The organism is Pseudomonas sp. MAG002Y (assembly GCF_019400845.1).
In the GTDB taxonomy this organism is placed as follows: domain Bacteria; phylum Pseudomonadota; class Gammaproteobacteria; order Pseudomonadales; family Pseudomonadaceae; genus Chryseomonas; species Chryseomonas luteola.
The window spans coordinates 133,651-159,910 of sequence record NZ_WOEJ01000012.1 but is presented as its reverse complement, the minus strand read 5'-3'; the positions used below and the strand labels follow the sequence as shown (position 1 = coordinate 159,910).

Annotated in this window: 25 protein-coding genes and 2 pseudogenes; 16 read left to right on the top strand and 11 right to left on the bottom strand. The window is 55.1% G+C overall.

Going from position 1 to position 26,260, the window contains the following annotated elements:
• Positions 1 to 6 precede the first annotated feature (6 nt).
• Both GM154_RS17730 and GM154_RS17725 read left to right on the top strand, forming a co-directional pair.
• Positions 7 to 957: a LysR family transcriptional regulator gene (locus GM154_RS17730; protein WP_219652950.1), complete on the top strand. Its 951-nt coding sequence runs from the start codon at positions 7 to 9 to the stop codon at positions 955 to 957.
• The gene (locus GM154_RS17725) at positions 944 to 1,567 is read left to right on the top strand and encodes a UbiX family flavin prenyltransferase (protein WP_010799153.1); all 624 of its coding nucleotides are present in this window, start codon (positions 944 to 946) and stop codon (positions 1,565 to 1,567) included. The genes GM154_RS17730 and GM154_RS17725 overlap by 14 nt, the downstream gene beginning before the upstream one ends.
• Before the next feature lie 16 nt (positions 1,568 to 1,583).
• On the opposite strand, the gene GM154_RS17720 is transcribed toward GM154_RS17725, so the two are convergent.
• Positions 1,584 to 2,363, bottom strand: coding sequence for an alpha/beta fold hydrolase (locus GM154_RS17720; protein ID WP_219652949.1), 780 nt, complete (start codon positions 2,361 to 2,363; stop codon positions 1,584 to 1,586).
• 90 nt (positions 2,364 to 2,453) lie between these two features.
• Here GM154_RS17720 and GM154_RS17715 point away from each other — a divergent pair, with 90 nt between their 5' ends.
• Both GM154_RS17715 and GM154_RS17710 read left to right on the top strand, forming a co-directional pair.
• A complete protein-coding gene (locus GM154_RS17715; protein WP_010799151.1) occupies positions 2,454 to 3,425 on the top strand; it encodes an XdhC family protein in 972 nt (323 codons plus the stop codon).
• Between the two features lie 188 nt (positions 3,426 to 3,613).
• The gene (locus tag GM154_RS17710; protein WP_010799150.1) at positions 3,614 to 4,468 is read left to right on the top strand and encodes an AraC family transcriptional regulator; all 855 of its coding nucleotides are present in this window, start codon (positions 3,614 to 3,616) and stop codon (positions 4,466 to 4,468) included.
• Positions 4,469 to 4,744: 276 nt separating this feature from the next.
• On the opposite strand, the gene GM154_RS25680 is transcribed toward GM154_RS17710, so the two are convergent.
• Positions 4,745 to 5,104, bottom strand: coding sequence for an SPOR domain-containing protein (locus GM154_RS25680; protein ID WP_230382341.1), 360 nt, complete (start codon positions 5,102 to 5,104; stop codon positions 4,745 to 4,747).
• A gap of 873 nt (positions 5,105 to 5,977) precedes the next feature.
• Here GM154_RS25680 and GM154_RS17700 point away from each other — a divergent pair.
• Positions 5,978 to 6,355 (top strand): annotated as a pseudogene (locus GM154_RS17700) (potassium transporter); the annotation flags it as partial.
• Positions 6,356 to 6,434: 79 nt separating this feature from the next.
• Here the strand turns inward: GM154_RS17700 and GM154_RS17695 are convergent.
• The 3 genes from GM154_RS17695 to GM154_RS26030 all read right to left on the bottom strand — a co-directional run bounded on the left by GM154_RS17695 (position 6,435) and on the right by GM154_RS26030 (position 8,190).
• Positions 6,435 to 7,418, bottom strand: a complete 984-nt coding sequence (locus GM154_RS17695) for an LLM class oxidoreductase (protein ID WP_219652948.1) — start codon at positions 7,416 to 7,418, stop codon at positions 6,435 to 6,437.
• A 187-nt stretch (positions 7,419 to 7,605) separates the two neighbouring features.
• Positions 7,606 to 7,815: a hypothetical protein gene (locus GM154_RS17690; RefSeq protein ID WP_219652947.1), complete on the bottom strand. Its 210-nt coding sequence runs from the start codon at positions 7,813 to 7,815 to the stop codon at positions 7,606 to 7,608.
• Positions 7,816 to 7,881: 66 nt separating this feature from the next.
• Positions 7,882 to 8,190 carry a helix-turn-helix domain-containing protein gene (locus GM154_RS26030; protein WP_371106407.1) on the bottom strand — a complete coding sequence of 103 codons (309 nt, stop codon included), beginning with the start codon at positions 8,188 to 8,190 and terminating at the stop codon, positions 7,882 to 7,884.
• Between the two features lie 768 nt (positions 8,191 to 8,958).
• Between GM154_RS26030 and GM154_RS17680 the strand changes: the two genes are divergently transcribed.
• The gene (locus GM154_RS17680; RefSeq protein ID WP_007182542.1) at positions 8,959 to 9,261 is read left to right on the top strand and encodes a putative quinol monooxygenase; all 303 of its coding nucleotides are present in this window, start codon (positions 8,959 to 8,961) and stop codon (positions 9,259 to 9,261) included.
• Between the two features lie 693 nt (positions 9,262 to 9,954).
• Positions 9,955 to 10,203 carry a hypothetical protein gene (locus GM154_RS17675; protein WP_010799145.1) on the top strand — a complete coding sequence of 83 codons (249 nt, stop codon included), beginning with the start codon at positions 9,955 to 9,957 and terminating at the stop codon, positions 10,201 to 10,203.
• Positions 10,204 to 10,263: 60 nt separating this feature from the next.
• Here the strand turns inward: GM154_RS17675 and GM154_RS17670 are convergent, their stop codons facing one another.
• A complete protein-coding gene (locus GM154_RS17670) occupies positions 10,264 to 11,160 on the bottom strand; it encodes a LysR family transcriptional regulator (protein ID WP_219652946.1) in 897 nt (298 codons plus the stop codon).
• 140 nt (positions 11,161 to 11,300) lie between these two features.
• On the opposite strand from GM154_RS17670, the gene GM154_RS17665 reads away from it, so the two are divergent.
• The 4 genes from GM154_RS17665 (at position 11,301) to GM154_RS17650 (ending at position 16,384) form a co-directional block, all read left to right on the top strand.
• Positions 11,301 to 12,290, top strand: coding sequence for a zinc-dependent alcohol dehydrogenase family protein (locus GM154_RS17665; protein WP_219652962.1), 990 nt, complete (start codon positions 11,301 to 11,303; stop codon positions 12,288 to 12,290).
• Positions 12,291 to 12,431: 141 nt separating this feature from the next.
• Complete coding sequence (locus tag GM154_RS17660; RefSeq protein ID WP_219652945.1) at positions 12,432 to 13,862, top strand: IS1182 family transposase; 1,431 nt, start codon at positions 12,432 to 12,434, stop codon at positions 13,860 to 13,862.
• A 699-nt stretch (positions 13,863 to 14,561) separates the two neighbouring features.
• Complete coding sequence (locus GM154_RS17655) at positions 14,562 to 15,701, top strand: glutathione-independent formaldehyde dehydrogenase (protein ID WP_010799141.1); 1,140 nt, start codon at positions 14,562 to 14,564, stop codon at positions 15,699 to 15,701.
• Positions 15,668 to 16,384 (top strand): transposase, encoded by a 717-nt coding sequence (locus tag GM154_RS17650; RefSeq protein WP_219652944.1) that lies wholly within the window; start codon positions 15,668 to 15,670, stop codon positions 16,382 to 16,384. The genes GM154_RS17655 and GM154_RS17650 overlap by 34 nt, the downstream gene beginning before the upstream one ends.
• Positions 16,385 to 16,484: 100 nt before the next feature.
• On the opposite strand, the gene GM154_RS17645 is transcribed toward GM154_RS17650, so the two are convergent.
• On the bottom strand, positions 16,485 to 16,703 hold the full coding sequence (locus tag GM154_RS17645) for a hypothetical protein (RefSeq protein ID WP_084213921.1): 219 nt from the start codon (positions 16,701 to 16,703) through the stop codon (positions 16,485 to 16,487).
• 83 nt (positions 16,704 to 16,786) lie between these two features.
• Between GM154_RS17645 and GM154_RS17640 the strand changes: the two genes are divergently transcribed.
• Positions 16,787 to 17,869: an IS630 family transposase gene (locus GM154_RS17640; protein WP_219652943.1), complete on the top strand. Its 1,083-nt coding sequence runs from the start codon at positions 16,787 to 16,789 to the stop codon at positions 17,867 to 17,869.
• Positions 17,870 to 17,963: 94 nt separating this feature from the next.
• Positions 17,964 to 18,944, top strand: coding sequence for an IS5-like element ISPpu18 family transposase (locus tag GM154_RS17635; RefSeq protein ID WP_219652942.1), 981 nt, complete (start codon positions 17,964 to 17,966; stop codon positions 18,942 to 18,944).
• A gap of 130 nt (positions 18,945 to 19,074) precedes the next feature.
• Here GM154_RS17635 and GM154_RS17630 read toward each other — a convergent pair whose 3' ends face one another.
• Positions 19,075 to 19,209, bottom strand: a complete 135-nt coding sequence (locus tag GM154_RS17630) for a transposase (RefSeq protein WP_219652941.1) — start codon at positions 19,207 to 19,209, stop codon at positions 19,075 to 19,077.
• A gap of 274 nt (positions 19,210 to 19,483) precedes the next feature.
• On the opposite strand from GM154_RS17630, the gene GM154_RS17625 reads away from it, so the two are divergent.
• On the top strand, positions 19,484 to 21,787 hold the full coding sequence (locus GM154_RS17625; protein WP_125890171.1) for a bifunctional diguanylate cyclase/phosphodiesterase: 2,304 nt from the start codon (positions 19,484 to 19,486) through the stop codon (positions 21,785 to 21,787).
• A 708-nt stretch (positions 21,788 to 22,495) separates the two neighbouring features.
• Here the strand turns inward: GM154_RS17625 and GM154_RS17620 are convergent.
• Positions 22,496 to 23,413, bottom strand: coding sequence for a hypothetical protein (locus GM154_RS17620; RefSeq protein ID WP_010799475.1), 918 nt, complete (start codon positions 23,411 to 23,413; stop codon positions 22,496 to 22,498).
• Between the two features lie 381 nt (positions 23,414 to 23,794).
• Positions 23,795 to 24,731 (bottom strand): annotated as a pseudogene (locus tag GM154_RS17615) (IS481 family transposase).
• Positions 24,732 to 24,808: 77 nt separating this feature from the next.
• On the opposite strand from GM154_RS17615, the gene GM154_RS17610 reads away from it, so the two are divergent.
• Positions 24,809 to 24,955 (top strand): hypothetical protein, encoded by a 147-nt coding sequence (locus GM154_RS17610; RefSeq protein ID WP_010799472.1) that lies wholly within the window; start codon positions 24,809 to 24,811, stop codon positions 24,953 to 24,955.
• Positions 24,956 to 24,988: 33 nt separating this feature from the next.
• Here GM154_RS17610 and GM154_RS17605 read toward each other — a convergent pair whose 3' ends face one another.
• Positions 24,989 to 25,231, bottom strand: coding sequence for a hypothetical protein (locus GM154_RS17605; RefSeq protein WP_219652940.1), 243 nt, complete (start codon positions 25,229 to 25,231; stop codon positions 24,989 to 24,991).
• A 491-nt stretch (positions 25,232 to 25,722) separates the two neighbouring features.
• Between GM154_RS17605 and GM154_RS17600 the strand changes: the two genes are divergently transcribed.
• Positions 25,723 to 26,244, top strand: coding sequence for a GNAT family N-acetyltransferase (locus GM154_RS17600; RefSeq protein ID WP_219652939.1), 522 nt, complete (start codon positions 25,723 to 25,725; stop codon positions 26,242 to 26,244).
• Positions 26,245 to 26,260: the final 16 nt, after the last annotated feature.

Here is a 26,260-nt window from a genome sequence, read left to right as displayed (position 1 = left end):
GTGACTATGGAGCTGCGCCATCTGAAGTATTTCACCTGCCTCTATGAAGAGGGCTCCGTCACCCGGGCTGCACAGCGCTTGAATATCGTGCAACCGGCGTTGTCGATGCAGATCGCCAGGCTTGAGGAAGAGCTCGGGCAGACGTTGTTCGAGCGCAGCTCCAAGGGCATGGCGCCGACCGAGGCCGCAGATCAGGCTTATCGCTTGTTCATGCCGATTCTTGGCCAGCTGCTGGCGGCGCGTCAGGCCCTGATCGACCGTAGCGGCCAGATTGGCGGACGCATCAGCGCCGGGCTGATCGCCTCTGCCGCCAACAACGCGTTGGCCAGCACCCTGGCGCATTTCGTCGAGCATCACCCACAGGTCGAACTGAGTGTCACCTCGGGCTACAGCCAGGAACTTATTGCGAAGGTCCTGACCGGCGCGCTGGATTTCGCGGTCATCAACCAAAGCTTTCAGCATGAGCACCTGGTCGGCCGTGACATCTTCGATGAGGAGCTACTGATCGCCACCCGTGCAGCCAATCGCCTCAACGTAGCGTTGCCTTTGCCGTTGGCCAGTCTGGCGGGATTCAAACTGGTGCTGCCCTCGCGTCGTCACGGCTTGCGCAGGGTGATCGACCAGTACCTTGGCGCCCAGGGTATCGAAGTCACCCCGCAGCTGGAGGTGGACGACCTGGCGGTCATCGAGGACTTCCTGCGTCGCAGCGACTGGATAAGCGTGCTGCCGGCAACCATCCTGCATCGCGGATTGCACGAGGGTGCGTTATGCGCCTATCCGCTGGCCGCGCCAGGAATCAGCCGACGCATGGTCTGTGTGCACGACGCCCGTCGACCCTTGACTCCTGCGGCCATGCTGTTCATCGAGATGATCGGCAAAACCATGACCAGTGCACTGGACTCCATCCACTTCTACAAAGAAGGTCTAATAGAGGAAGGCGATCATGAGCGCGCATAGTAACAGTCGGCCGGAGCGGTTGATCGTAGGCATTTCCGGTGCCTCTGGTGCCGTCTATGGCATGCGTCTGCTGGAGCTGTTGCGAGACACGCCAATTGAAACCCATCTGGTGGTCAGCAAATCGGCGCTGATCACCTTGGCCCATGAAACCGACATGTCCTGGTCGCGGATCAAGACCCTCGCGGACGTCAGCTACGTCAATCAGGACATTGGCGCGGCGATCGCCAGTGGCTCGTTCAAGACCATGGGCATGATCATCGCGCCGTGTTCAATACGCAGCCTGTCGGAGATTGCCAGCGGCGTGACCTCGACACTGCTGACCCGCGCCGCCGACGTGGTGCTCAAGGAACGCCGGCGCCTGGTGCTGATGGTTCGCGAGACGCCACTGCACCGTAATCACCTGCGCAGCATGACCGAGCTGGCCGAGCTCGGTGCAGTGATCGCGCCGCCAGTGCCAGCGTTCTATACCAAGCCGACCAGCCTGGAAGACATGGTCGATCATACCGTTGGCAGGGTGCTGGACATGTTCGATATCGAACTGGGGATCGTGCGTCGCTGGCGTGAACAGCCGGAGCGCGTAGCAACGCTGGATGAGGTGGTCGATGGTTGAATCACGTTCGGTAGGTTCAGGCGGGGAGGCGCTCGAGGAATTCGCAGACCAGCTGCAGGGTCCGCTCGGTCGCTTCGGTCTGGGGAAAGTGTCGGCAGTTATCCAGCAATACACAGCGGCATGGCCCAGGCACCTTTCGCTCGATGACCCGCAGTTGCTCGGGCGTGGCGTAGTGGTCTTCGCGACCCTGAATGACCAGCAGCGGCCTTTCGATCAAAGCCAGCTGCGCTTCGAGATCGTCCAGGGAAAAGTCCGGGTGCAACCAACTGTCGCTCCAACCGTGAAAAGCGCCATCGACATTTGCCCCATGGTGGCGTGCCAGGCGTTCGCGCAATTCACCCTGATGCCAAACCTCGGTGGTATGGCGAATGCCATCGAGGCTCTCGGTCTCGACAATCACGTGAGGCGCCAGTGCAATGCTGCCCAACACGCGTGGATCGTTGGCGGCGGCATAGGCAAGGACGATGGATGCGCCGTCACTGTGACCGAGCAAGACCACTTGTGGCAGTTGCAAGGCATCGAGCAATTGCCGCAGTTCACGAGGGCCGTCGCTGCTCAGGTAGTTCAGCGGACGCGGCAGGGTTACCGGACTCGATTGCCCATAACCCTGACGGCTGTAAGTGACCACACCGCAACCGCTGGCCTGGGCCAGGCGCAGGGGGAAGTCTTTCCATTGGTCGGCGCTGCCGAGGCCTTCGTGCAACAGCACCAGCGTCGGTCGCGACAGGTCAGCCGGAGGCAGTTGGCGATATTCCAGGCGCAGCGGCCCAAGTTGCAAAAATTGTTGTGGCGACATGTTGAATCAACGATTGAACAAGATTGCTCGAAGGTTACCGTAAACGTAACCCTGCATGCAGCACCACGCTTTGCTTGAGGTACAGAAAACATGCGCCATCTCGATGTTCAGGTGATCGACCAGGCACTGCAATGGGCTCGCGCCGGGCGGGCCCAATGGCTGTGCACGGTGCTCTCCACCTATGGCTCCGCACCGCGTGCGCCGGGTGCGATGCTGGTGGCCAATGGCACGGGCGAACACGTTGGCTCGCTGTCGGGTGGCTGCGTCGAAGAGGAGTTTCTCGAAAGCCTGACGCGCGGTGAATTACGCGAACCGGCGCAGATCGTCAGTTATGGCGACAGCGTCGAGCAACGCCACCGTCTACGATTGCCCTGTGGGGGCGTCCTGATCGTGCTGGTCGAGCACCGCGCTGCTAGTCTCGAATGGATCGTACACCTGGAGAGTCTGCAAGCGGCGTTACTCGGCCAGCGCCGTCTGCTGCGTCACGTCGAGCTGAGCAGCGGTGCCTTGCGCCTGGACCCAGACACCGGACACGGCAGCGAGCGGGTGCAAGTCGTCGACGAAAGGGTGCGCATCAGCGTTGGCCCGGCGTTACGACTGATTCTGGCGGGGCTCTCGCCTGTCGCTGAAGTCTGCGCCAGCTTTGCCCGCGCCATCGGCTGCGAAGTCATCGCCTGCGACCCCCGGGAAGAGATGCTGCATGTACATCTCGAAGGTGTGGAGATGCAACGTGTGCTGCCCTCAATGTTCATTGCCGCCGGAGGTTGCCATGCAGCGACCGCGGTGGTGGCGCTGACTCACGATCCGCGAATCGATGATCTGGCACTGATGGAAGCGGTCCACACCCCGGCCTTTTACATCGGTGCCATGGGTTCTCAGGCAACCTCGGCCAAGCGCGCCGAGCGGCTCAAGCGCATCGGTGGTCTGACGGATGAACAGATTGCCCGTTTGCATATGCCCATCGGCCTCGATCTGGGCAGCAAGGCCCCGGCGGAAATCGCTCTGGCGGTGGTGGCCGATATCCTGCGCGTTTATCACGGGAAAGAACGCCATGCCTTGTAAGGCGGTTTTTCCGATGAGCGTGGGGGCTGCGAAAGTCGAGGTTGACGCTCGGTCATTCGCGCGCGATAGTAGCCCGCCAAGTGTTGCTGAACCATTGAGCGATCGCCGGGGTCCAGAACAGATAGAAGCTACGGTGATCCTTCATTATGGCCGATAACAATATCGCTTCAAGCGAACGGAGGAATCTGATGTCGATTGCCCAACGGGTTTTCCACGGCAGGTTTGGTCGGGTCGCCTTGCTGAATATGGATCGTTCGCTGGTCACCCACACCCATTCCGAATGCCATGTGCTGGTCAAGGTGTCCGGTGAAGACACTTACTTCAACGTCAACGGTCGGCGGGTTCCGCTCAGCGATCGCACGGCGGTGTTGGTCAACGCCTGGGAGCCGCATTTCTACGATCCGCAGCCGGGTGTCGGTGCCACCGTAATTCTGGCGCTCTACATCGAGTCCGCCTGGCTGGCCACTGCCCAGCAGTCGCTGGCGCTCAGCGGTCGGCCGGACTTTTTTGCCCAGTCGTGCATCGAGCTGTCGAGTCGTAATCGCACCTTGGCCGACATACTGGTCGCCGAAGCGCATGGCTGCGGGATCGTGCCGAAAGAGCGCATTGAATCCATGCTTTTCGACTTCCTGATCGAACTGATCGAGGACTTTTCCAGCTGGCGGCATTTGTCGCTACTGGGTGCGCCGAACTCAGGTGAGTTCCGGGACGCGCGCGTGCGCCGTGGCACCGCCTGGTTGCTTGAGCACCTCGATGATCCGAACCCGATCGACAATGCCGCGCGGGCTTGTGGGCTGTCGCGGGCGCACTTCTTTACGCTGTTCAAGAAGGATACCGGCATGACGCCGACCCTGTTGCTTAACGATGCGCGCATGCGCCGGGCTTTTGCCTGGCTTGAGCATGAGCGCAGTGGAACCTTGGGCCTGTTGTCGGAGAACCTCGGGTTCTCCGAGCAAGGTCATTTCACGCGGTTTTTCCAGCAACACATCGGCGCCTCTCCCAGCCAGTACCGAAGGGTAGTGGATAGTTATGCGGAGAGTTGAACCGAGAGGAGAGCGGAGGTATAGGGCAATGCGCCCGCCGATGAAGTGAGTCTTTCATCTTGAAAGTTAGCGGCTTGTATAGGCTACGAAAGTTGTAAAGTCTACTCATCGAGGCCGTAGTTCAGTTCGCTGATTTAAAACTTGATCCATAAGTAGGCGATCAGGCATTTCTTCAGGGCGAATTCGGCTCTAAGTTATTTTGTGGTCATGAATGCTTTCTTGTGTCAAACAAGTAGCCGTTTGTTCGAGTTTGGCCCAGAGCTAAATCGGGCTATGTCAATTTCCCGCCATTATCCATCCTCTAACGCCATGAAGTTTACTCAACTCTTTCACGACTCGGGCCGCGTCCTGCTTCTGTTTATACGGGCCGATGACGACAAAGTTGTTTTCTTTACGCGCTACCGGCAACCCCAGCTGCTGAATGGCTTTTCTGGCGCGATGGCGGCTTGGTGTGTTCAACGCAATTTCGATCACCCACAGACCGGATGAAGGCGTTGCTGAAGCGGCTTTTGCAGCGTGGGAAATGAAGCCGCCGCAGGCCAAACACGGGCGTTCTAGCGTGATTAGCGATCCTCGCACGGTGTGAAAGACGTGCCATTGCGGATCAACGGCTTTTTTGCTGGCGAAGAGTGCCAAGAGCAGGCAGAGGTAAAAGTGATCAGACCGCTAAGGATAATCGGCCATTTGTGTGCCTGTATGGGCAATGAAGGCAGCGTAAATACTGATGCTTCGTCTGGCTTTTCGATCGAAAACCGTACGGCGTCAGCCTCCGTTGAATCGGGTATGCGGTATTCGTTTTTCGCAAAAGGCGCGAGCCCGTAGGAATGTTTTGTACTGAGCTCTGTCGCAACTTTATTAGCAGTGTCATCGAGTAGTTGTTCGAACTTTTTCACTTTTTGCTGGATGTATGAATTGTCGACGTTATTTTGACAAATGGGTCCCGTGGACGTGTAGGTCCATAGTAGTGCTGATAGTTGCCCCAAAACGCCAGTAACCAGGAAGCCCAAGCCAAGCTTTCGCACAGCGGCCATCTCCAAATCAAGTGAATAGTTATTTATCCCATTTCTTTCTGATAAGCGGGGTTCTATTGTTGATCCTGGGAGGGTCTGAATTCTCGAGCGCGTCAGTGTGCCCAAGAGCCAAAACTGGTTGGCTGCTATTTTGTTGTTTGAAAGAACATCGAGCATGCACTTTATAGACTGTTGGTTGACGAAAAAGGCTCAGGTGATCGAAAATTTACCATATCAGATGGATTGGTTGGCGACCCCTTAAAACAAAACTTGTATTTAAGCTGGATATCGTGGGCAGAGTGCATTGACCAAGATTCAAGCCATGCCTGCGCGCTCGGTATAAATGAAAGGATTGTTAGGACGCCCTTTACGGTATGGACCGGCAGAAGCTGCTGAATCTTTGGTCACCCTTTCAAACGATGCCGGTGTCCTGAACTACACTTCAGGTGCCACTCTTACCCTGGAGAGTTCCTGGTGAACGCTCAGGATCTTGTGCTACGCCCGCGCCATCATTGTTTGTGTGGACGATAAAAAAACCGCGACACGCATTGTCGAAAGTACGCGGCACTACTGCCCGCAAGTGAAATTGCTGGTGCGCGCTTTTGACCGCGAACATGCGCTGGAACTGGTCAAACACGACGCCGACTATATCGTGCGGGAAACCTCTGAGTCGGCCCTGCTGCTCGGCCGTCAGGCGGTGGTGACTCTGGGGGCGTCGGAGCGCGAAGCCGACGCGGTGATCGACGAAGTGCGCAAACGTGATGCCGAACGTTTTGCCTTGGAAACATCGGGCGGCCTGTTTGCCGGACGAGCGTTGGTACTGGGGAACATCGAGCGCATTGATCCGCCAAACCAAGAAGCGCGGGATGCTCAGTGAGCATCATTAGAGCGGCGCACTCCAGTAACAGCACGGCCGTGAGGCCCGTCTGTTGTAACGCAGCAAACCAACCGGCGTATCAATTCGCTTCAGGACGCGGCTGTACTCCGAATTGCGGAACGATGTGAGTACCCAGCTCCTCAATGACTTCCTCAGCAGGGCGTTTTCCGTATTTGAGATTCAGGATAACGTGGTCCACTCCGATTTCCTCAAGCGACTCGAGCAAAAACCGGAGATGGTAGCGTCCAAGTTTGAACCCCAAATGAATGCGAGTGGGCGGCGTAGACGGGTTCTCATCGAGGTCGATGTAGAGCGACTGAGTGAAGGGCTTATAGACGGGGCCACATTGCTTCATGACCTCCTGCCGCCAATCTTCCACGATCATTCGCTGCATGTTCGGTATACGTGGATAGTTGATCCATCCGACGCTTTCGCGCGCGATCCAATCCAGTGACTGGCGACTATTCCCAGTCACGAGCATTGGAATGACTTGGGTAGTGGGTTTCGGAATGAGGTCTGCGCCCCGCATCTCTCCACCGCTCCAGCGAATGGGCTCAAAGCTGGTGCTGTGGGCTCTGCGAATCACCTCGTAGTGCTCCCGAAAGATTTCTCCGCGCCTTTCGGGATCGACGCCAAAAGCCGAAAACTCCACTGGGCGATCGCCGGAAGCTACCCCCAGTATCAAGCGACCTTCGCTCAACTGATCAACGCTGGCTGATGCCTTGGCCGTGTGCAGAGGATGGTGTATAGGGAGGGCAATGGATGCGGTGCCAAGCGCTATCTCCGACGTATGAGCAGCCATGTAGCCCAGGTAAACCCAAGGGTCGAACAGTTGGCCAACATCGCCGAAGCTAGGGTCCCGAAGAGGCACGTCGCGAAACCAGAGTGCGCAGAAGCCCAGAGCCTCCGCTCGTTTGGCCAATTCGACCTGGTTGAGCATGCTCGGAATGTCCCCACCGAAGGCCTCCAAAGGGAAGAACAATCCCAGGCTCAAATGACCCGGAGTGAAGGTTCGGCTGAACCCTCGATGCTGCTGATAAGGAATCGTGCTCGGCAGATACATTCTAATCTTCCTCAATGGGAGAACCACGCAATAGAAGTGCAACGAGCTGCTGCGAACCATTGCGAACTCGATCGTAAAGCCTGCCCGATTGTAGACCTGCAAGCAGGTTTCTCAGCCATGCTGGTCGCCGGAAACGGGCATCAAACTCGTCTGCGATGGGATGTAGGTTCAATTCCCAAACCCTGAATCAAACCCGTGTCCGCACGGTAGCCCAAACGGTGGGCTCGGCGGCTGCGTCATTGTCGGCGGCGGGGTCGGTGAGCCGCCGAATCGTCAGTGCACAGCGTTGCTCAATCAAGGTATTGATTTGCTCAACCACGACATTGCCAGCAAAACTTTGTCCGGGGTCAAACTGGAGCTTGCGCGCCGTGGCGGGCAGTAGTTTTGTCAGGTCCAAATGCGCCGTTTGGCCTGCGTCAGTTTCTCGGCGGTCTCCAGCCGTGTATACACCAAACGCCTCTGGTCATCCACCGCGTCGCAACTCTCTGACACCCCGGCCCAGCTTGCGGCGCAACAGGGCCCGCAGGCTCACCCCATCCGAGTACCCGACCTGTGCGGCGACTTGGTCGACGCTCGCGTTTCCGGTGCGCAAGAGATGGACGGCATGCTCCACGCGCAGGTCCTGGAAATACGACAACGGTGTCTTGCCCAAAACGCTTTGCAGCCGCCGCGCCAAGGTGCGCTCGCTTGTGCCCGCGGCGCTGGCCGCCTCGGCCAGCGAGAACCCCTTCGCGAGCTGACTTCTGGCCCAGCACTCGAAGCGCTCCACCATCGGGTCGGCATGCGCAAGGTGGTCGGGAATAACGAACTCGGCTTGCGAACTGCGTGCCTCGACCAGCAGATAGCGTGCCACCAGGGCCGCCAGCGCCGGACTGCGCTCCCGGATGATGCGCAAGGCCAGGTCGACGTGGGCCAAAGCGGCACCAGCGGTGGTGAAGCGTGTCGAGTTCACGATCATGCGTGACTCTTCCAGCTTGACGTTCGGATAGCGCTGCCGAAACATCGGCCCCAGCCACCATGACGTCGTCGCACGATGCCCATCAAGCAGGCCGCTCTCTGCAATCAAGAAGCTACCGGAGCAAGCGGCACCTAGGTGCGCGCCAGCGGTGGACCACTGCTGTAGCGCCGCGACCGCGTCGGGCACATCGGGGCGTGTGAGCCGAGCTGAGAGCGTGTCAGGCATCTTGTCGCCAAACGCGGGCACGAGCACGACGTCTGGTTCCGGCACACTACGCGCAGGGACCACGGGGACCGTCAAGCCTTGCGCAGTTCGGATGCGACGCCGCACGCCCACCAGCGTGAGCTCTATGTGCGCGGGAGCCTGTGGCAGCGAGCCCGCCATCGCATTGGCCAAGCCCACTGTGTCGGTGAGCGCCGCAAGCCCCAGATCAAACACGCCATCACAAACAAGGATGTGGAGTTTCATGGCAACAATGATATCAATGTTGTCATTATTGTCTATAGAGATGGCTGTCATGACGACCTAGACTGCAGGCTCGTTGATCCATTCACCTAACCCATTTACCCAAAGGATTACAGTATGACCAAGCTCGCCCTGTTTGTTCGCCTCGAAGCCAAACCCGGCCAGGAGGCTGCGCTTGCCGACTTCCTGGCCAGCGCACTGCCGCTCGCCAACGCCGAGTCCGGCACCACTGCCTGGTTCGCATTGAAGTTTGGCCCTTCGACGTTCGGTGTGTTCGATGCCTTTGCCGATGAGGCAGGTCGCCAAGCACATCTGAACGGCCAGATCGCCGCGGCCTTGATGGCCAACGCCGCGACCTTGCTCAGTTCTCCGCCCAATATCGAGAAGGTCGAACTGCTTGCAGCCAAACTGCCTGCATGACAACCCGGCCTTGACCCAATCAGGTCATGCTGCAGGATGGGGGTCACACGGCCCTACGCAGCGATCCCCCCCCCCTCGATTGCACTTGCCCAGGGAGCTACCTTCCACAGCGATTGGGGGGGCAATATTGCAGCCAGAACTTCCAAGCTGCGTCAGCAAGCAGGGGCAACATCAGGGCTAGCTGAGATGTTCCGATTCGTCGGGTAGTTATCGAGAAGTACCGACTGTTTGCAACGTGTCGGTACCGAGAGCCGACTGGGCGAGCCAGATTTCCGGCCCATTGGAAGTCCGCAGTCCGCAAGCGCGGATCGATCGAGCGATTTCTTGAAAATCAACGACCTAGCATCGTGCCGTGCGGGCTAGTGAGGGTTTCTGGGGGGCGTGCGTAACGATTCGAACTCCTGCAGGGGCTCGGTGGGGTGGAACCCTGCGCCAAACCTATGTAACTCAGCGCCTTACGACCGCTGCAAACTCCTGCGGAAAGGTGCGGAATCCGGCCCTTGATGCCCGCAATCCTACCAGTTCTGCTCTGGTCGGATCACCAACCGAGCGCATCAGACAGGACGCCAGTTCTATTCCCGCTTGCGGAATTGAACCCGCGCCCGCATCCACTCATCCGACGTTCGATCAGGCGGTGACGAACCGCTCCCGAAATGCTCGCCGGACCTGGTCGTAAGGCACAGGGCTGGTGGCGTGCGGGACCAGCGCGCTTCTGTCGCCGATGAGGTAGTTGATCCGGTAGGTGCAGTTTCCGGAGGAGTGCAGCATGCCGCCAATCACCCGGTCGGGATTCAGAACCCGCTCCTGGATCAGGCGGTCCAGCACGCTCTGGACCTGCGGCCCCAAGCCAACGAACATGGCATCTTTCAGTTCTTCGACTTCCGCCGCGAAGTGCTACAGCAGGTACTTCCTCAGCAAGGGGTGCTTGGTCATATCCGGTGAGCCACGGTAATCGTCGTCCTTTTACGAATACCGGATAGCGCAGACATTGATTTTCGTGCGTTAGAGAGGGCCTCGCTGCCCAAAAGCCTCACGCGCAAACTCCAAGAAGCTGCGCAGCTTTGGAGTCATTCTTCGGTCAGGGGCATAGAGGATGTGCATTGCGGTATTCGGCACTGGGTACTGCGGCAACAGACGCACCAGTGTCCCATCGCGCAGTGCATCGCTAACCAACTCTATCGGCTGTAGAACCACACCTAGACCAGCTACAGCCGCTGCCAGCAGTGGATCACCTTGATTGATCGTTAATTTGCTTGTAATAGGAACATCTATACGCCCCTCCGGGCTGTCGAAGCTCCAGTGTGAGCGGCCATCAGAATAGGTAAACCCCAGACACTCCTGCTGCTGTAGATCCCACGGATTGATGATGGGAGGGCGACGTGCAAGATAGGACGGCGCAGCGCATAAAACCATCTGATAGGGCTCCAGTGGCACTGCCTTCAACCCACTGCTCACCAGCTCGCCGATGCGAAATACCGCGTCGTAACCATCATCAACGATATCGACCAGTTCGTTCGATAACGTTAGGTCAACAGACACTTGAGGATACCGAACCATGTATTCCAGCAGGCGTGGCGAAAGCGTGCGAATTCCGAACGTGACCGGCGCGTTGATGCGAAGGCGGCCACTTGGTGTGCCCCGAGTGAGGGCCGCCAGGTTCTCGGCAGACTGCATGTCTGCAAGGATCAGTTTTGCTCGCGGGTAGAACGCCCTGCCGAAGTCGGTGAGGCTATGCCTGCGCGTAGTCCGGTGCAGCAGGGAAACACCCAGATGTTGTTCGAGCATTTTCACCTGTTTCCCTACCAATTGAGGGGACAGATTCAGGTCGTCCGCAGCGGCGCTGAATGAACCCAGCTCAACTGTTTTGACGAACGTGGCCATCTGGGTCAGGCGATCCATTATAAACACTCTGTTTCTAGTAATGCGCCATCGTAGGCCTTTATCTAGCGCCAACCAATGACTAAATTTTCGTCACCTTTCGAGTGCCCGGATACCTTCCGGATGTACGTCGGGGCCCATTGATAAACGAGATATCTATGATGGCACGCATTGTCAGAATTCATGAATACGGTGACGCCAGCGTTCTGAAGCTGGAAGATCTGGAAGTATCGGCACCAGCAGCAAACGAGGTGCAAATTAGTGTTAAAGCCATTGGCTTGAACCGAGCCGAAGTGATGTTCCGCAATCACGCATACCTACAAGAAGCGGAGTTCCCCAGCCGCTTAGGCTACGAGGCCGCAGGCATCGTAACGGCAGTTGGGAGCGACGTAACCGAGATCACGATTGGTGACTCGGTCGCTCTGATCCCACCTCTGGATATTACTCGCTGGGGCACCTACGGCGAGTTGGCCAATGTACCGGCCCACCTGGTGGTAAAGAGCCCTGAGAACTTGTCCTTTGAAGAGGCTGCGGCGTCTTGGATGCAGTACGTCACCGCCTGGGGGGCATTGATTGAACAGGCGAAGCTACGGCAGGGCGATTTTGTCATCGTTACCGCCGCGTCAAGCAGTGTTGGCTTGGCCGCCTTCCAAATGGCTCGTATGGTCGGCGCCACATCGATTGCGATCACTCGAACTCACGCGAAGAAGCAAGCCCTACTTGATGCAGGCGCTGCGCATGTCATCGTCAGCGATGAAGAGGATATCGTCGAGCGTGTTATGACGATAACTGCCGGTCAAGGCGCTCGCGTTGTATTCGATCCTGTAGGCGGGCCGTCCTTTGAACCTCTCACGCAGAGCATGGCGCGGGGCGGAATTTTGCTGGAGTACGGCGCACTTAGCTCTGAACCGACACCATTCCCACTGTTTACCGTGCTGAGCAAAAGCCTGACTTTGAAGGGCTATCTCTACGCAGAGATTGTGGCCGACCCTGAAGCCCTAGAGAGAGCAAAGGCTTTTATTCTGCAAGGGTTGAAGTCCGGTGCGTTGCGCCCGATCATCGCAAAGACATTCACACTTAGCGACATCCAGGATGCCCATCGTTTCCTTGAAACCAATCAGCAGATCGGCAAGATCGTGGTAACTGTCTGACCAGCAATTATGGGGCTGAGAGCGTAATCCTTCGGCCCCGATTCAAGCCAGCCCTGATGACCGCTTTTGGCCCAGGCTGTGTAAAAACGCTGGCATCGACCTTGCTGTGATTTGATGGAGTCAAATCAGCGGGGGATGCCGATGAAGCGTTTTATCCAAGGTGAGCATCGAAGCCAAAGCGTGCTGCTTCCCGAGAGCCTGGATGACTACGTGGCGGACACCAACCCGGTGCGCGTGGTTGATGTGTTCGTCGATGAACTCGACCTTGGTCAACTCGGTTTCGAGGGCGTTGTCCCTGCAGAAACTGGTAGGCCTGCTTATCATCCTGCCGTCCTGCTGAAGATCTACATCTACGGCTACCTCAATCGAATTCAGTCCAGTCGCCGCCTTGAGCGAGAGACCCAGCGCAACGTTGAGCTGATGTGGTTGACCGGGCGCCTGATGCCGGACTTCAAGACCATCGCCAACTTCCGTAAGGACAACGGTAAGGCCATCCGCGGCGTTTGTCGGCAGTTCGTCGTGCTGTGCCAGCAGCTCGGTCTGTTCGCCGAAGCGCTGGTGGCTATCGACGGCAGCAAGTTCAAGGCGGTCAACAATCGTGATCGCAACTTCACCAGCGCCAAGTTGCAACGGCGGATGGAGGAAATCGAATCCAGCATCAGCCGCTACCTCACCGCCCTGGACACTGCCGATCGGCAGGAACCTGCCGTGGCACAAGCCAAGGCCGAGCGACTGCACAGCAAGATCGCGGCGTTAAAAGTGAAGATGCAGGAACTCCAGGCCATCGAGATCCAGCTTCAGACCGCCCCAGACAAGCAGATTTCACTGACCGATCCTGATGCTCGCTCGATGATGACGCGCGGCACCGGGATGGTCGGTTACAATGTCCAAGCTGCGGTCGATACGAAGCATCATCTGATCGTGACGCACGAAGTCACCAACGACGGCGTCGACCGTGATCAACTGAGCAGCATGGCCATGCAGGCGCGGGAAGCGATGGGCGTGGAAGCACTCTCGGTGGTCGCCGACCGAGGCTATTTCAAGAGCGAGGAAATTCTGGCTTGCCATGAAGCCGGCATCACTGCTTTCGTGCCCAAGACGCTGACTTCTGGAGCAACAGCGGCTGGCCGCTTTGGCAAAGGTGACTTCATCTATGACGAAGCAAGGAACGAGTACCGATGCCCTGCTGGGCAAAGCCTGATCTGGCGCTTCTCACGCGTCGAGAAAGGGCTAAAGCTGCACCGTTACTGGAGTTCGCACTGCCAAGGGTGCGCGTTGAAAGATCAGTGCACACCGAGCGCACAGCGCCGTGTGAGTCGCTGGGAGCATGAGTCGGTGCTCGATGCGATGCAGACTCGCCTGGATCAGGCACCGGAGATGATGCGCATCCGCCGTCAGACGGTGGAGCATCCGTTCGGCACGTTGAAGGCCTGGATGGGCGCCACTCATTTCCTCACCCGAACGCTCGACCGGGTGAGCACGGAAATGAGCCTGCACGTGCTCGCCTACAACTTCAAACGAGTGCTGAACCTGCTGGGCAATCGTGTGCTGATGGCGGCAATGAGGGCCTGAAATCCCGTTGGCTGCCCACTTAACTCGCCGCACTACCTCGTGGAGGTCGCACTTGCCCCAAGTCAGCGGGATGCCTCGAATCGACACACCAGGGCCCACGAGGCCGCTGAGCGCCCCTAAAAACGATCCAATATCCAGCTATCCATCACTCGCTGCGTTTTTACACAGCCTGGGCCGTAAACAGCCTGCCGAGACCGTCCGCTTTGGGTCGATAGCAGCCCTGCAAGCTGTCCCCGTGGCTGGAATGCCATTCCTAAGTTGTTCATGGAGATTGTTCAGGCAGTCGCAGCCATTACAAGCAGTCGCAGCCATTACAAGCAGACCCTAGGGCGGCTGGATGAATCGCCGTCTGCAGTCGCAACAATTTCGAAAACCTAAGGAAGGTCTGAAGTTGCAGAAACTGTCCGATATTCCCTCAAAGCTGTTGATGGAACGCGAGCGGTAATTGGCCAGTGCATCAGGGAGCTCATGAGGGACGTGAGGCGCTGATTGACAGGGGTGTCGTAGCCATATTGCTTCTATGGCGTTCAACTGTCTAATTTCGTCACGAGCTGCAAATTCAAGGGCCGCCACGCGCGGGCGACGGCATTACCACTCGTCTGGTCATAGCTCGATTTGTGGAACATACGTTCGTAGAACTAGACAGATGTCCCGTAAGCAGACGAACCCCCCTCATCGTCGCTTGAACAGGAGAGTCTAATGAAGGCCATCGTTTACAACGGGCCACGCGACGTCAGCGTGCAAAATGTCCCAGACGCCAAGATCGAAAAACCTACCGACGCCGTAGTGCGCATCACCACTACCAATATCTGCGGCTCTGACCTGCATATGTACGAGGGCCGCACCTCGATGGAGACGGGACGTGTTTTCGGTCACGAGAACCTCGGAGAAGTCATCGAAGTCGGCGCCGGCGTAGATCGCATCAAGGTAGGTGATCGCGTCTGTTTGCCATTTAATATCGGCTGCGGTTTCTGCGAAAACTGTGAAAAAGGTTTGACCGGTTTCTGCCTCACGGCCAACCCCGGCAGTGTTGGTGCTGCTTACGGGTTTGCCGATATGGGCTCATACCAGGGTGGTCAAGCAGAACTGCTGCGTGTGCCATATGCGGACTTCAATTGCCTGGTGCTGCCAGAGGATGCGCAAGAGAAAGAAAACGACTACGTCATGCTGTCAGACATATTCCCCACCGGATGGCATGCCACTGAACTGGCTGGCCTGATGCCGGGTGAAAGCATCGCCATTTACGGTGCAGGGCCAGTGGGCCTGATGGCAGCTCATGCCGCGATGATCAAAGGCGCCTCGCAAGTGTTCGTGGTCGACAACCATCCGGATCGATTGAAATTGGCCGCGCAGATGGGGGCCACGCCAATCAACTCCCTGGAGAAAGAGGCGGTTGATCAGATCCTCAACCTGACTCACGGCAAAGGCACTGATCGAGGTTGTGAGTGTGTGGGGTACCAGTGCTGTGACAAACACGGCCATGAGGTCAATCACCTGACGATGAACAACCTGGTAGCTTCCACCAAGGCCACGGGTGGCATCGGCGTCGTCGGGGTGTTTGTTCCTCAGGATCCGGGCGCGAAAAATGAACTGGCGAAGGAAGGCAAAATGGCCTTCGATTTCGGCGCGTTCTGGTTCAAGGGCCAGCAGATACGCACCGGGCAAGCCAACGTCAAAGCCTATAACCGCAGGCTTGCGGAGCTGATCCATCACGACCGCGCCAAGCCTTCGCAGATCATCTCTCACAGCCTGAAATTGGCGGAAGGGCCCGATGCGTACAAGCATTTCGATGCGCGAGATGAGGGTTGGACAAAGGTCATTCTGAAGCCGGCAGCCTGATCGAACGGCTGTATGGATCTGACGCCCTGACGATATCGCCGGGCGTCAGCCCAAAGACCCGCCTACTCGCGCTTACAGTATGGCCGCTATGTATTTACCGACCACATACCACCTGTCGTCCGCTCGAAATGCGAGCGCGGTTGTTGCGCAAGATGATCAAGGGAAAAATGGTAAGCGTACTGACTTCGGTGGTCGACCCGCTGCGCTTTCCGGGTGGGGAGATCGTCGACCTTTACAGTCAACGCTGGGAAATTGAGCTGGGCTATCGGGCGATCAAGCAGAGACTGCTGGGCGGCGAATATACCCTGAGAAGCAAGATGCCAGAGATGATCGCTCAAGAGCTATGGGGTGTGCTGCTGGGCTACAACCTTTTGCGCTACCAGATGGTACTGATGTCCAGGCAGTGTTCCGGTGTGTACCCCTGCGAAATGAGTTTCACTGCCTGCAGTTGGGCCATCTTGGGGTTGCTGCATGGCACGTCACTGAACCATCCCGGCAACTTGCCAGGATTTCTGAGAGATTTGCAGGCATCAGCCGCTCGATATGTTTTACCCCATCGGCGACCTGATCGATGGTTCCCACGCGCAGTCGTCGGACATGCTGTCGAAACGACACATAGACGGCACCTCGTGCGAATTGAGACTCGCACGGGTCCCCATGTTCATTGGGGAATCTGCCAGTGATTTACGTTAAATCAATAACCAGGGGTTCACTCGTAGATGAAAGCCCCTCCAGAATGAATGGAGGGGTGGCCTGATCGGCGATAACCGCTTTGAGCAGCTTTCAAACAAGTGTTTCAGTGACGAAGGGCTTGAGCTGGCCAATGAACGTTTTGCCATGTTCGAACCAGGCTTTGCGCACTGCCGACTCGATATATCGTTGGTAGTCCTCCGGGCTTTGGAACCAGCATTCGCCAATCGCGTGAACCGGCCCTACATCCAGGTATGGCACATGGGTATCGGCAGGGTTTTCAGCCACCAACCTAACCTCATATTTATACAGACTCTAGTGTGGTGAATCACAACTACCAAGCACAAATATGGTCTGCAGAGTGAGTATTCAAAACTGACTCAAGGAGGCATGCGATGAGAACAGGCCGTCCTGCTGTACAGATCACCCTGACCAGGCAAGAACATGCCGAGCTCAGCCGTCGAAGGGCTCAGCGTAAAGGTCCTGCGGATTCAAAACTACGCGCTGAAATCATCCTTTCTTGCGCTAGCGGTGAACCCGGCTCATCGATTGCCAGGCGCCTGGGTATTACTGCTCAGACCGTGTCGCGGTGGCGTCTTCGCTTCTCACAATGGGGACTTGAGGGGCTTAATGATGAGCCCAGATCTGGGCGACCCCGCAGTATCAGTGACGAGAAGGTTCAGGAGGTTGTTGATCGGGTCCGGCAAACCAAGCCTGAGGATGCCAGCCACTGGAGTTCGCGCCGCATGAGCAAGGCTACCGATATTTCCATGGCCAGTGTGCAACGTATCTGGCGAGCCTTTGGCCTTAAGCCTCACCTTGAGCAGACGTTCAAACTCTCAACCGATCCGGCCTTCGTCGATAAAGTTCATGACATCGTTGGGCTATACCTGAACCCACCGGATAAGGCTCTGGTGCTGTGTATTGATGAGAAAAGCCAGATCCAGGCCCTGGATCGAACCCAGCCAGGTCTGCCTTTGGCACCAGGCCATCCGGCAACTCGAACACATGACTATCAGCGCTTTGGCACAACGTCATTGTTTGCTGCGCTGGATGTTGCCACAGGCGAAGTGATCGGGCGTCTCAAGCGTCGTCATCGTAGCGCTGAGTTTGTGGAGTTTTTGAAGGCTATTGATGAAGAGATCTGTACGGACCTACCGGTTCACTTGATCATGGACAACTATGCGGTGCATAAAACCGATCAGGTAAAGGCCTGGCTAGCCGCACACCCTCGTTATCAGGTGCATTTCACCCCAACCTCGGCTTCCTGGCTAAACCTGGTAGAACGTTTCTTCTCGACCCTTAGCCAGAGATGGATCAAGCGGCAATCACATACCAGCGTAAGCGATCTTGAGCAGTCTATTAACCATTACCTGGCTACTTACAACCAGAACCCGAGGCCCTTCCGCTGGAGTAGGAGCGCTGGTGAAATCCTGGCTTCGGTAGGTAGAGCAGCACGAGCTTTTCGTAGAAACTAATTAAATGTACTTGTGATTCACCACACTAGGGAAGGTCTGAAAAAGACTTCCTGAATCTGGTGAAATACGCCGATCCCGCCAGCCGAGTTTTTCCATGAAGCAGATGACCTTCGCCGACGCCGAGTACGCCGGCAAGCGCAAGCAGACCCGTAAGGAATTGTTCCTGATCGAGATGGATCAGGTGGTGCCGTGGAAGGGATTGATTGCCCTGATCGAGCCACACTACCCAAAGGGTGAAGGTGATCGTCCAGCCTATCCGCTGATGGCTATGTTACGTATCCATCTGATGCAGAACTGGTTCGGCTACAGCGACCCGGCCATGGAAGAAGCGCTCTACGAGACGACCATCCTGCGTCAGTTCGCCGGGCTGAGCCTGGAGCGTATTCCCGACGAAACCACCATCCTCAAGTTCCGTCGCTTGCTGGAGAAACATGAGCTGGCAGCCGGCATCCTCGGCGTAATCAATGGCTACCTGGGGGATCGCGGCCTGTCGCTGCGCCAGGGCACTATCGTCGATGCCACACTGATCCACGCGCCCAGCTCGACCAAGAACCAGGACGGCAAGCGCGACCCGGAAATGCGCCAGAGCAAGAAAGGGAACCAGTATTACTTTGGCATGAAGGCGCACATCGGCGTGGATGATGAGTCGGGGCTGGTACACAGCGTGGTAGGCACGGCAGCCAACGTGGCGGATATCACCCAGGTCGACAAACTGCTGCACGGTGACGAGAACGTCGTCTGCGCCGATGCCGGCTACACCGGCGTCGAAAAGCGCCCCGAACATGCTGGCCGCGAAGTGATCTGGCAGGTCGCAGCACGCCGCAGCACCTACAAGAAGCTCGATAAACGCAGCGCCCTGTACAAAGCCAAGCGCAAGATCGAGAAGGCCAAGGCACAAGTGCGAGCGAAGGTCGAGCACCCGTTTCGAGTGATCAAGCGCCAGTTCGGTTACGTGAAGGTGCGCTTCCGTGGCCTGGCCAAGAACACCGCTCAGCTGGTGACGCTGTTCGCGCTGTCAAACCTATGGATGGCGCGCCGACATTTGCTGACTACCGCAGGAAAGGTGCACTTGTAATGCGGAAAATGGCTGCTGCGAGGTGCTCGCGGCGGCCAAAAACGGAGAACTGAGCGGGTTACCTGGTCGATTTTGATCGACGGCCCGCTTTCAAAAGCAGCGAGGGCTGAAGTCGACCGGAAATACAGGGCTACTTCAGACCTTCCTTAAGGGCGAGCTCATCCTCCAGGCGAGGACGACCGCCTTTGGGTGAGCGTTTATGCTCTGGTAATAGCGGCTTGATGCGCTTCCACAGCGCAGCCGTAATCTCTTTGCGATGTCTCATGCCTCTATCGTGGACATAGCCAAACTTAGATTCAAGGGGGTTTTGTTAGCGGCTCTAAGTCTGTTCGTACAGTCTGCTGCTTGAACTTAAATGATGAGTATAGCGTCCAGCGAGACATGAGAATTTTGACTCTAAAGTAGTTCAAGACCGGCCGATGCTTAGCTCAACATCATTTCTCTTGGATTAGCCATCACGTTGTCTTTTTAAGTTACGCACAGTGACACGCTTGACGCACAGCGGCTGGCCTTCTATTGCCTTGCTTACTTGAGTTGCCATGTCTAAATACCGAAACGAAACCCGCTCATCTGATAGGGAGTCGGAGCGCATAGCGCTATTGCGTGCGCTTAATCTCCTGGATACTGCCCCTGAGCAGGTCTTTGACCGTATCACTCGGCTATTGGCCAAGGCCCTGCATGTGCCTATCGCGCTGGTTTCGCTGGTAGACACGCATCGGCAATGGTTCAAGTCCTGCGTAGGCCTTGCGATTCAGGAAACGCCTCGAGAGTACTCCTTCTGCGCCCATGCCATTGAGCACAGCGAAATAATGGTGGTGACTAATGCACTGGATGATGAGCGATTCAGATTAAACCCTCTTGTTACAGCATCACCTGACATTCGTTTTTATGCAGGTGTGCCACTGCGTACCCGAGACGGATATGCGCTAGGCACCCTGTGCGCGATTGATACCCGGCCTCGTTATCTGACGCAAGCTGAACTGCAAATACTTCAGGATCTTGCGGACATCATTATGCGAGAGATTCAGCTTCGGGAAGTCTCGCTGCTTTCAAATAAACAAATCGTTAATTCGGACTTAAAATTGAAATCGAGCGAGGCTCGTTTTCGCTCCATTTTTGAGCATGCCGGTGCAGGCATTGCGTTCATCTCTCCCCTGGGATTATGGGTGGATGTTAATGACGCCTTTTGCAGTACTGTGGGTTACAGCCATCAAGAGCTGACGGAACTTACTCTCTGGGATATGACTTATCCTGAAGATTTACGGCTAAATCTGCAACTTTTCAGTCAGCTTAAGGCAGGTGAGATCAATCACTATCAATTGGAGAAGCGCTACCGGCACAAGCAGGGGAAGGCAGTCTGGGTAAAGGTTACGGTTACCAGGCAGATTGATTCAAATGAGGGGCAAGGCTTTATTTGCGTGATGCAGAACATTCAGGCACGCAAGGAGGCTGAAGAGTCGCTCATATTCCTACATCAAAGTCTTGAGAGACGGATCGATGAGCGTACAAGAGAGCTCAATAGCGCTAACGCAGCGCTCACGTCGATGATGAAAAGGCAAGAGCGTGAAGCGATGGAGGATTCGCTTACCGGATTGCCTAACCGCCGTGCGGTGTATCGGTATCTCCAGGCCAGGCTGGATATCCAGCCGTCGAAAGAACATCCCGTGCAGATCCTTTGTCTGGATCTGGACGGATTCAAGCCGGTCAATGATAGCCTTGGTGATCGCGTCCTGATGGAGATTGCAGCTCGGCTAAGCACCTTTATGCAAGGCTCCGATCTGGTGGCCCGTCCAGGAGGCGACGAGTTTGTAGTTATAACCAGCGGCTCTGCCAGCAGGCCTTCGGTTGAAAAACTGTGCGAGCGGCTGATTGAAATCATAGGACAGGGTATTCAAGTCGCAGAGCATGAGGTCTTTATTGGCTGTAGTATCGGGATTGCCTCTGCGCCCCGTGACGGTAGTTCTGCTGACGAGCTTCTTCGCTTTGCTGATATTGCCCTCTATGAGGCTAAAGCGGCCGGACGCAATACCTGGCAATTTTATACCCAGGAGATGAATGCACGACTGCTTGTTCGCCGGCAGATTGAAAGTGATCTCAAGCTGGCCTTGCAACGTGATGAGCTTCGCCTGGAATTTCAGCCCCGCTATGCCATTGATGGAATGTCTCTGGTGGGCGCTGAAGCCCTGGTCCGCTGGCAGCATCCCTTACGCGGCCACATGAGTCCTATAGAATTTATATCGATTGCGGAGCAAACCGGACTTATTGTTCCTTTGAGTGACTGGGTCATGCGCCGCGCCTGTTTTGAGGCGGCTAACTGGGACGATAGTGTTTTTGTTTCAGTTAATTTATCGGCAGTCGAATTCAAGCGGAGTGACCTAATCGCACGGGTTAGAACTGTATTAGATGAAACTGGCCTCTCTCCCAACCGGCTAGAGCTTGAGGTTACCGAAGGCGTCATGTTAGATAATGCTGAGGAAGCTTTGACACAGATGAAAGGACTTAAGGAGCTCGGTGTTCGGCTATCTATGGATGACTTTGGGACGGGGTATTCCTCCTTAAGCTATCTTCACCGTTATCCCTTTGATGGTCTTAAGATAGATCGTAGTTTTATCAAGGCATTATGCGAATCGGAGGAGGGGCGTCCCATCATTGAAGCCATTATTGGTTTAGGGCAGGCCTTAGCGCTTGTGATTACCGCTGAGGGCGTTGAAACCCAAGAGCAGCTCCAAACGCTTGCTCAACTGGGATGCGATCAGGCGCAGGGATATTATTTAGGCAAGCCTATGAAGATAGAGCAGTTCAAAGCATTGATGCAGGGCTCTTCCGGTCTGAGTGTTATCTAACAGACAAGAACTCTATGCACTATAGCGTGCCTGGAAGCCTTCAGCCGGAATGTATATATGAAACAAAACTTAAGCCCTCGCTACAGCGGCCACTCTGAGACAATATAAATTTACTGTTCAGCCACACTGTAAAACAAAAGATAGATACCTTATTAGGTAACAGAAAAGAGAGTTGCCTGGATTTTAGGGTGGTCAAACCTTGACCACATGAAGGAAAGGTTGCAGTCGGCACAGTGAAGAATACCAAGGGTTGGCATGCGTACCAGTTCAGAATTGCCACACTCAGGGCAACAGCCTGTTATCGCCATGGTTGTATTCGCCTACGCCTTGGGTTGGATAAAGGAAGCTGCCTCAGGCTGGGGGACCTTCGGCAGCTAACACAAGAAAAGCAATGTCCATTGCTCCCATAAAAAAGAGTGGCTTATCACTGGAAAGGTTTCGACCGTTTATCAGTAGCAACCTAGTAAAGACTCTGGCATCTTGAAAAGCTCTAAGGATAAGGATCTTACAACCCTAGCCTTTACTATCATTATGCTGATGGTCGGCGACAAACTTGGATCAACTGATCTAACATCCATGGCTCTGGTAGAAACGATATCTGTTAAGCCAAGGTAAACCATGGTTCGCGCAGCAAGAGGCTCATATGGCAGATGCCCTGATTCACTGTGAATTTCCGTCCTCAGCTGATCGGGCATCTTCCCCACTAACTTAGCGTTGAATGACAGTCGCGATATTACCAGTACCGGTTTGGCTCAATGCTGCTGATGAGGTACCCAGCTGCTCGCCAGCGCTCTGAACAAGCGTTGCCTGGTTAGCAATACCCACTTGTGTCACGTCTGCCTGATAATAACCGGAGTAGCCTTCCTGGTTCACGGCAAGTATGTTGCCATCCCCTGCCTGCTCAAACCGTACGCTGCCCGTTTCGATATCTTGGCTGATATCGACAGTATTGGTTTGACCAGTAGAGACACCTGAAACCCTAGTAGATCGACCGCTGGAGGAGATGTTTGCCAGGTTACCTATGCCGTCCTGGGTAAGCGCAATATTTCCAAACTGACTCGTTATCCTGGTAGTGGCCTGGTTATCATCACCGTTCTGTGTAACTTCAGTCTGGTTTGATCCCAATCTGTACGAGGAAGCGGTCACATAAGCTGTATTGTTATTACCCGTCTGGCTCACCAGAGCGCTGGTAGATGATTGTAAGCTTGAGTCGATAGCATTATTGTCGCCTACCTGAGTTAACATAGCGCTTGATACGCCGCCATATTGCTCACTACGAATCGAATTATTATTACCGATTGAAGAAGCTATAGCTCCGTCTGCGGAGCCTGTCATGCTAATATCTAACGTATTGCTATCACCGAATTGAGTCACGTGAGTAGTGTTTTCAAAGCCCTGCATCTGATAGACAGAGGCGCTGTTGGAGACACCGCTTTGAGTAATTGTTGCTTGGCTATTGTCTTGAGCCTCCTGCTGCAGGTAAGCATAGTTACCGCTACCCTGTTGATCAATGGCACCGATGTTGTCATTTCCACTTTGCAGCAGCTGGGCAGAATTCATTTCAGCCAGGGCGTGTGAACTGACCGCTATCAAAATGGCTACGGCGAGCGGTTTCATATTCAGCATGTTCTATCAACCTTGATCTATGAGCATGTCGAGGTGGTAAAGCATTACCACGGAAGGTTTTTATAAGCTCCTGCCGCAAGGAGATAGCTAGGGATACGTTCCATAAGGGAACATGCAGCCTAACCAAGAATTACCTCCAAGAAACACCTAGGCAAATTTATAGCTAACTTCTTGTTAGCAGGCTATAAATCTTTAACTGTATAATGGACTTTAGCCATCACCCCAAGGATTGATTTCATCCTCTTTTTTAAAAGCAAAGAATTAATACCAAGCTTAGTTAGCCTCTGACTCGAATGTCATGTAAGTCTTGAAAAACAATCAGGATTTTTGCTAATTATTAAGCTTCCTAGCTATTAATAGACGGGTTGAGAAGTTAATATTCTAAGTGTTAGGTCCCAGAAAGAAGAAGTCTATACCGGTTAGAAAGAGCTGTGACTGTTTATGCCATTGCTGGAGGATAAAGCCAATCGGTGTTTGGCCTTTCAAGGCACGTAACGGACGAGCGCTGTTATAGGCCTACAGATAATCATTTACATGAACCTGCAGAGGCTTAAGCGAGGCATAGTTAAAGGTCTTGGTGGTGGCCTGCTTGATCGTCCGGTTCATGCGCTCAACCTGGCCATTAGTCCAGGGATGGAAGGGCTTGGTTAGCCGATGTTCAATGCCGTGCCGATAACAGATCACATCGAAAGGATGGGCCCGGTAGCGTTCAGTACCGACCTTCCTGGCAAACTGGATGCCGTTGTCGGTGAGTACCCTATGCACCTTATAGGGTAACGTCTTAAGCGTGGCCTCCAAAAAGTCGACCGCATCTTTGCGCATCATCTGCTCATGTAACTCGGCATAGACAAACTTCGACGTGCGATCGATCGCTACAAAAGGATAGGCCCGGCCCTCTGCAGTCACCTCGGTGATATCGATATGCAGATAGCCCAGCGGATAGCGTTTGAAGGCTTTCTTCTCACGTACCGGCTCAGCTGAGCGCGGGAGGTTGCTGATGCCGTGTCGCTGGTAGAGCCGATGCAGGCCTGAGCGCGAAAGCCTGGGTATGAAGCGCTGCAAGGCTGCAGGCAATCGTCCAGAGGCAGCAACGTCTTCTGCCGGCAGCGGCCTCTTCAGCCAGGGTCAGGGAGGTCGAATGCGGCTCCCGAGGTCCCATGGGCTGATCTTCAACCGAGTCGCGCTTACGCCACTTGATCACGGTCTTGGGGTTTAAGTTGTAACGCTTACTCAGCGTCGCGATCGAATCCTGCGATCGCTGTAATTCCGCTCGGATGGCGTGCGTGGTCGTGGCGCGTTTGTGTAGAACCTGAGCCATGGTTCCTCCTCCGATAGAGGTCTATACCATAAACCCTTTCTCCCTGGGACCAAACAGTCGTGTAATGAGAACGTGTCATGGCAGACGTCAACAATGCTATGCGTGATCAGGTGGGATTTGATGCTGAGGAACTGTCCGAGCACATGCAAAGGACAGGCGAAAGCATGGGCCAGGCTGAGGCGCGGCTGTACAGCCAACGGTCAGGGTTGAAGACCGTTCATTAACGTTTTGATCCTCGACATACCAGAGAGGAGTTACTAGGTCCGGTAACCCAGCAAGCGCTTTAGCCTTGCCCACAAAGACGGCTCTTTGCTCGGTTCTTCAGGCTCAGGTAACCGATAGCTGATCATCGGTATGTCAAGATAGTTGATGTACTGCTTATTCGATTCCTTAGCTTCATGCGCACCCAAGTCAATCATTGATATATCCAGAGAGTCTGTTTTTTCTTGGAAGGTCTTATTAGCTACGCTGTCTTTATGTCTGGAATCAAGCTCTTTCAAGGTTTGAGCACCTACTCAAATTTAACAGTAATTGCTTTTAGCCTGACGTCGGAAACTGGCACGTGATGAAGCTGCTCCACTTTTGCTTAGGATCAGTCTGAAAAGGATTTCTCAAGTAAATCCATAAGCAATCCAAGGAAATCATGTCTTCAAAGCTGCTAGTGAGCCTCTCGAAACGGGTGATTCTCTGGCGATGTTTCTTGAGCCGGTTAAAGAGGGGCTCGATAACAGTGTGCTTATGAGAGGCGGGTCGGTCAAACAGTCTGGGCCTGAGGCAGCGATTCATCTAATGTAGGGGAAAATGGGCTTGCCCCTGAAACCATGGTAGTACTGGCGTAAAGCCTAGCTGTCATAACGGCCCGTCATCTCTAATCTCCACACGGAATAGACAGGGCAGCCCAGCAAATCGTTTTTGAACAAAACGTAGTGAGGCCAGGACCAGGCAGATCAGTATGCTAGTCTTCGCTTAAAGGCCCAACGATAGGATTTTTATGCATCGCCTTGCCATCGCTGCAGTCGCCAGGAATGACGCTGAAGACCTCTTGCGCTTCGAGGTTCAGAACAGGGCTTATTTTGAATCGCACATTAATGCACGCGGCCCAGATTACTACTCTCTCCAGGGAGTAGCAGAAGCCATCGAAGCAGCTATTGATGATGCCTTTGACGACAAGGGATACCAATATCTACTTAGGAGTCCTTCAGGCCATCTTGTCGGCCGAGTGAATCTTAGAGCTGTTCAGCGCGCGCATTATCATTCAGCCGTTCTCGGCTACCGGATTGCGCAGCATGAGACGGGCAAAGGTTACGCAACCGAAGCTGTCAGGCTTGTACTTGACCTTGCATTTGGCAGACTTAATCTAAAGCGTATCGAGGCGGATGCTCGATCTGACAATGCAGCATCACTGGCTGTATTGCGGCGTAATGGGTTCGTTCAATATGGGCGTTCCAGGAAGAGCTTTGAGCTAAACGGGGAGTGGTTTGACAGGTTTCACTTTGAAAGGCATTGTCAATGACTGTCGGATATCCCAA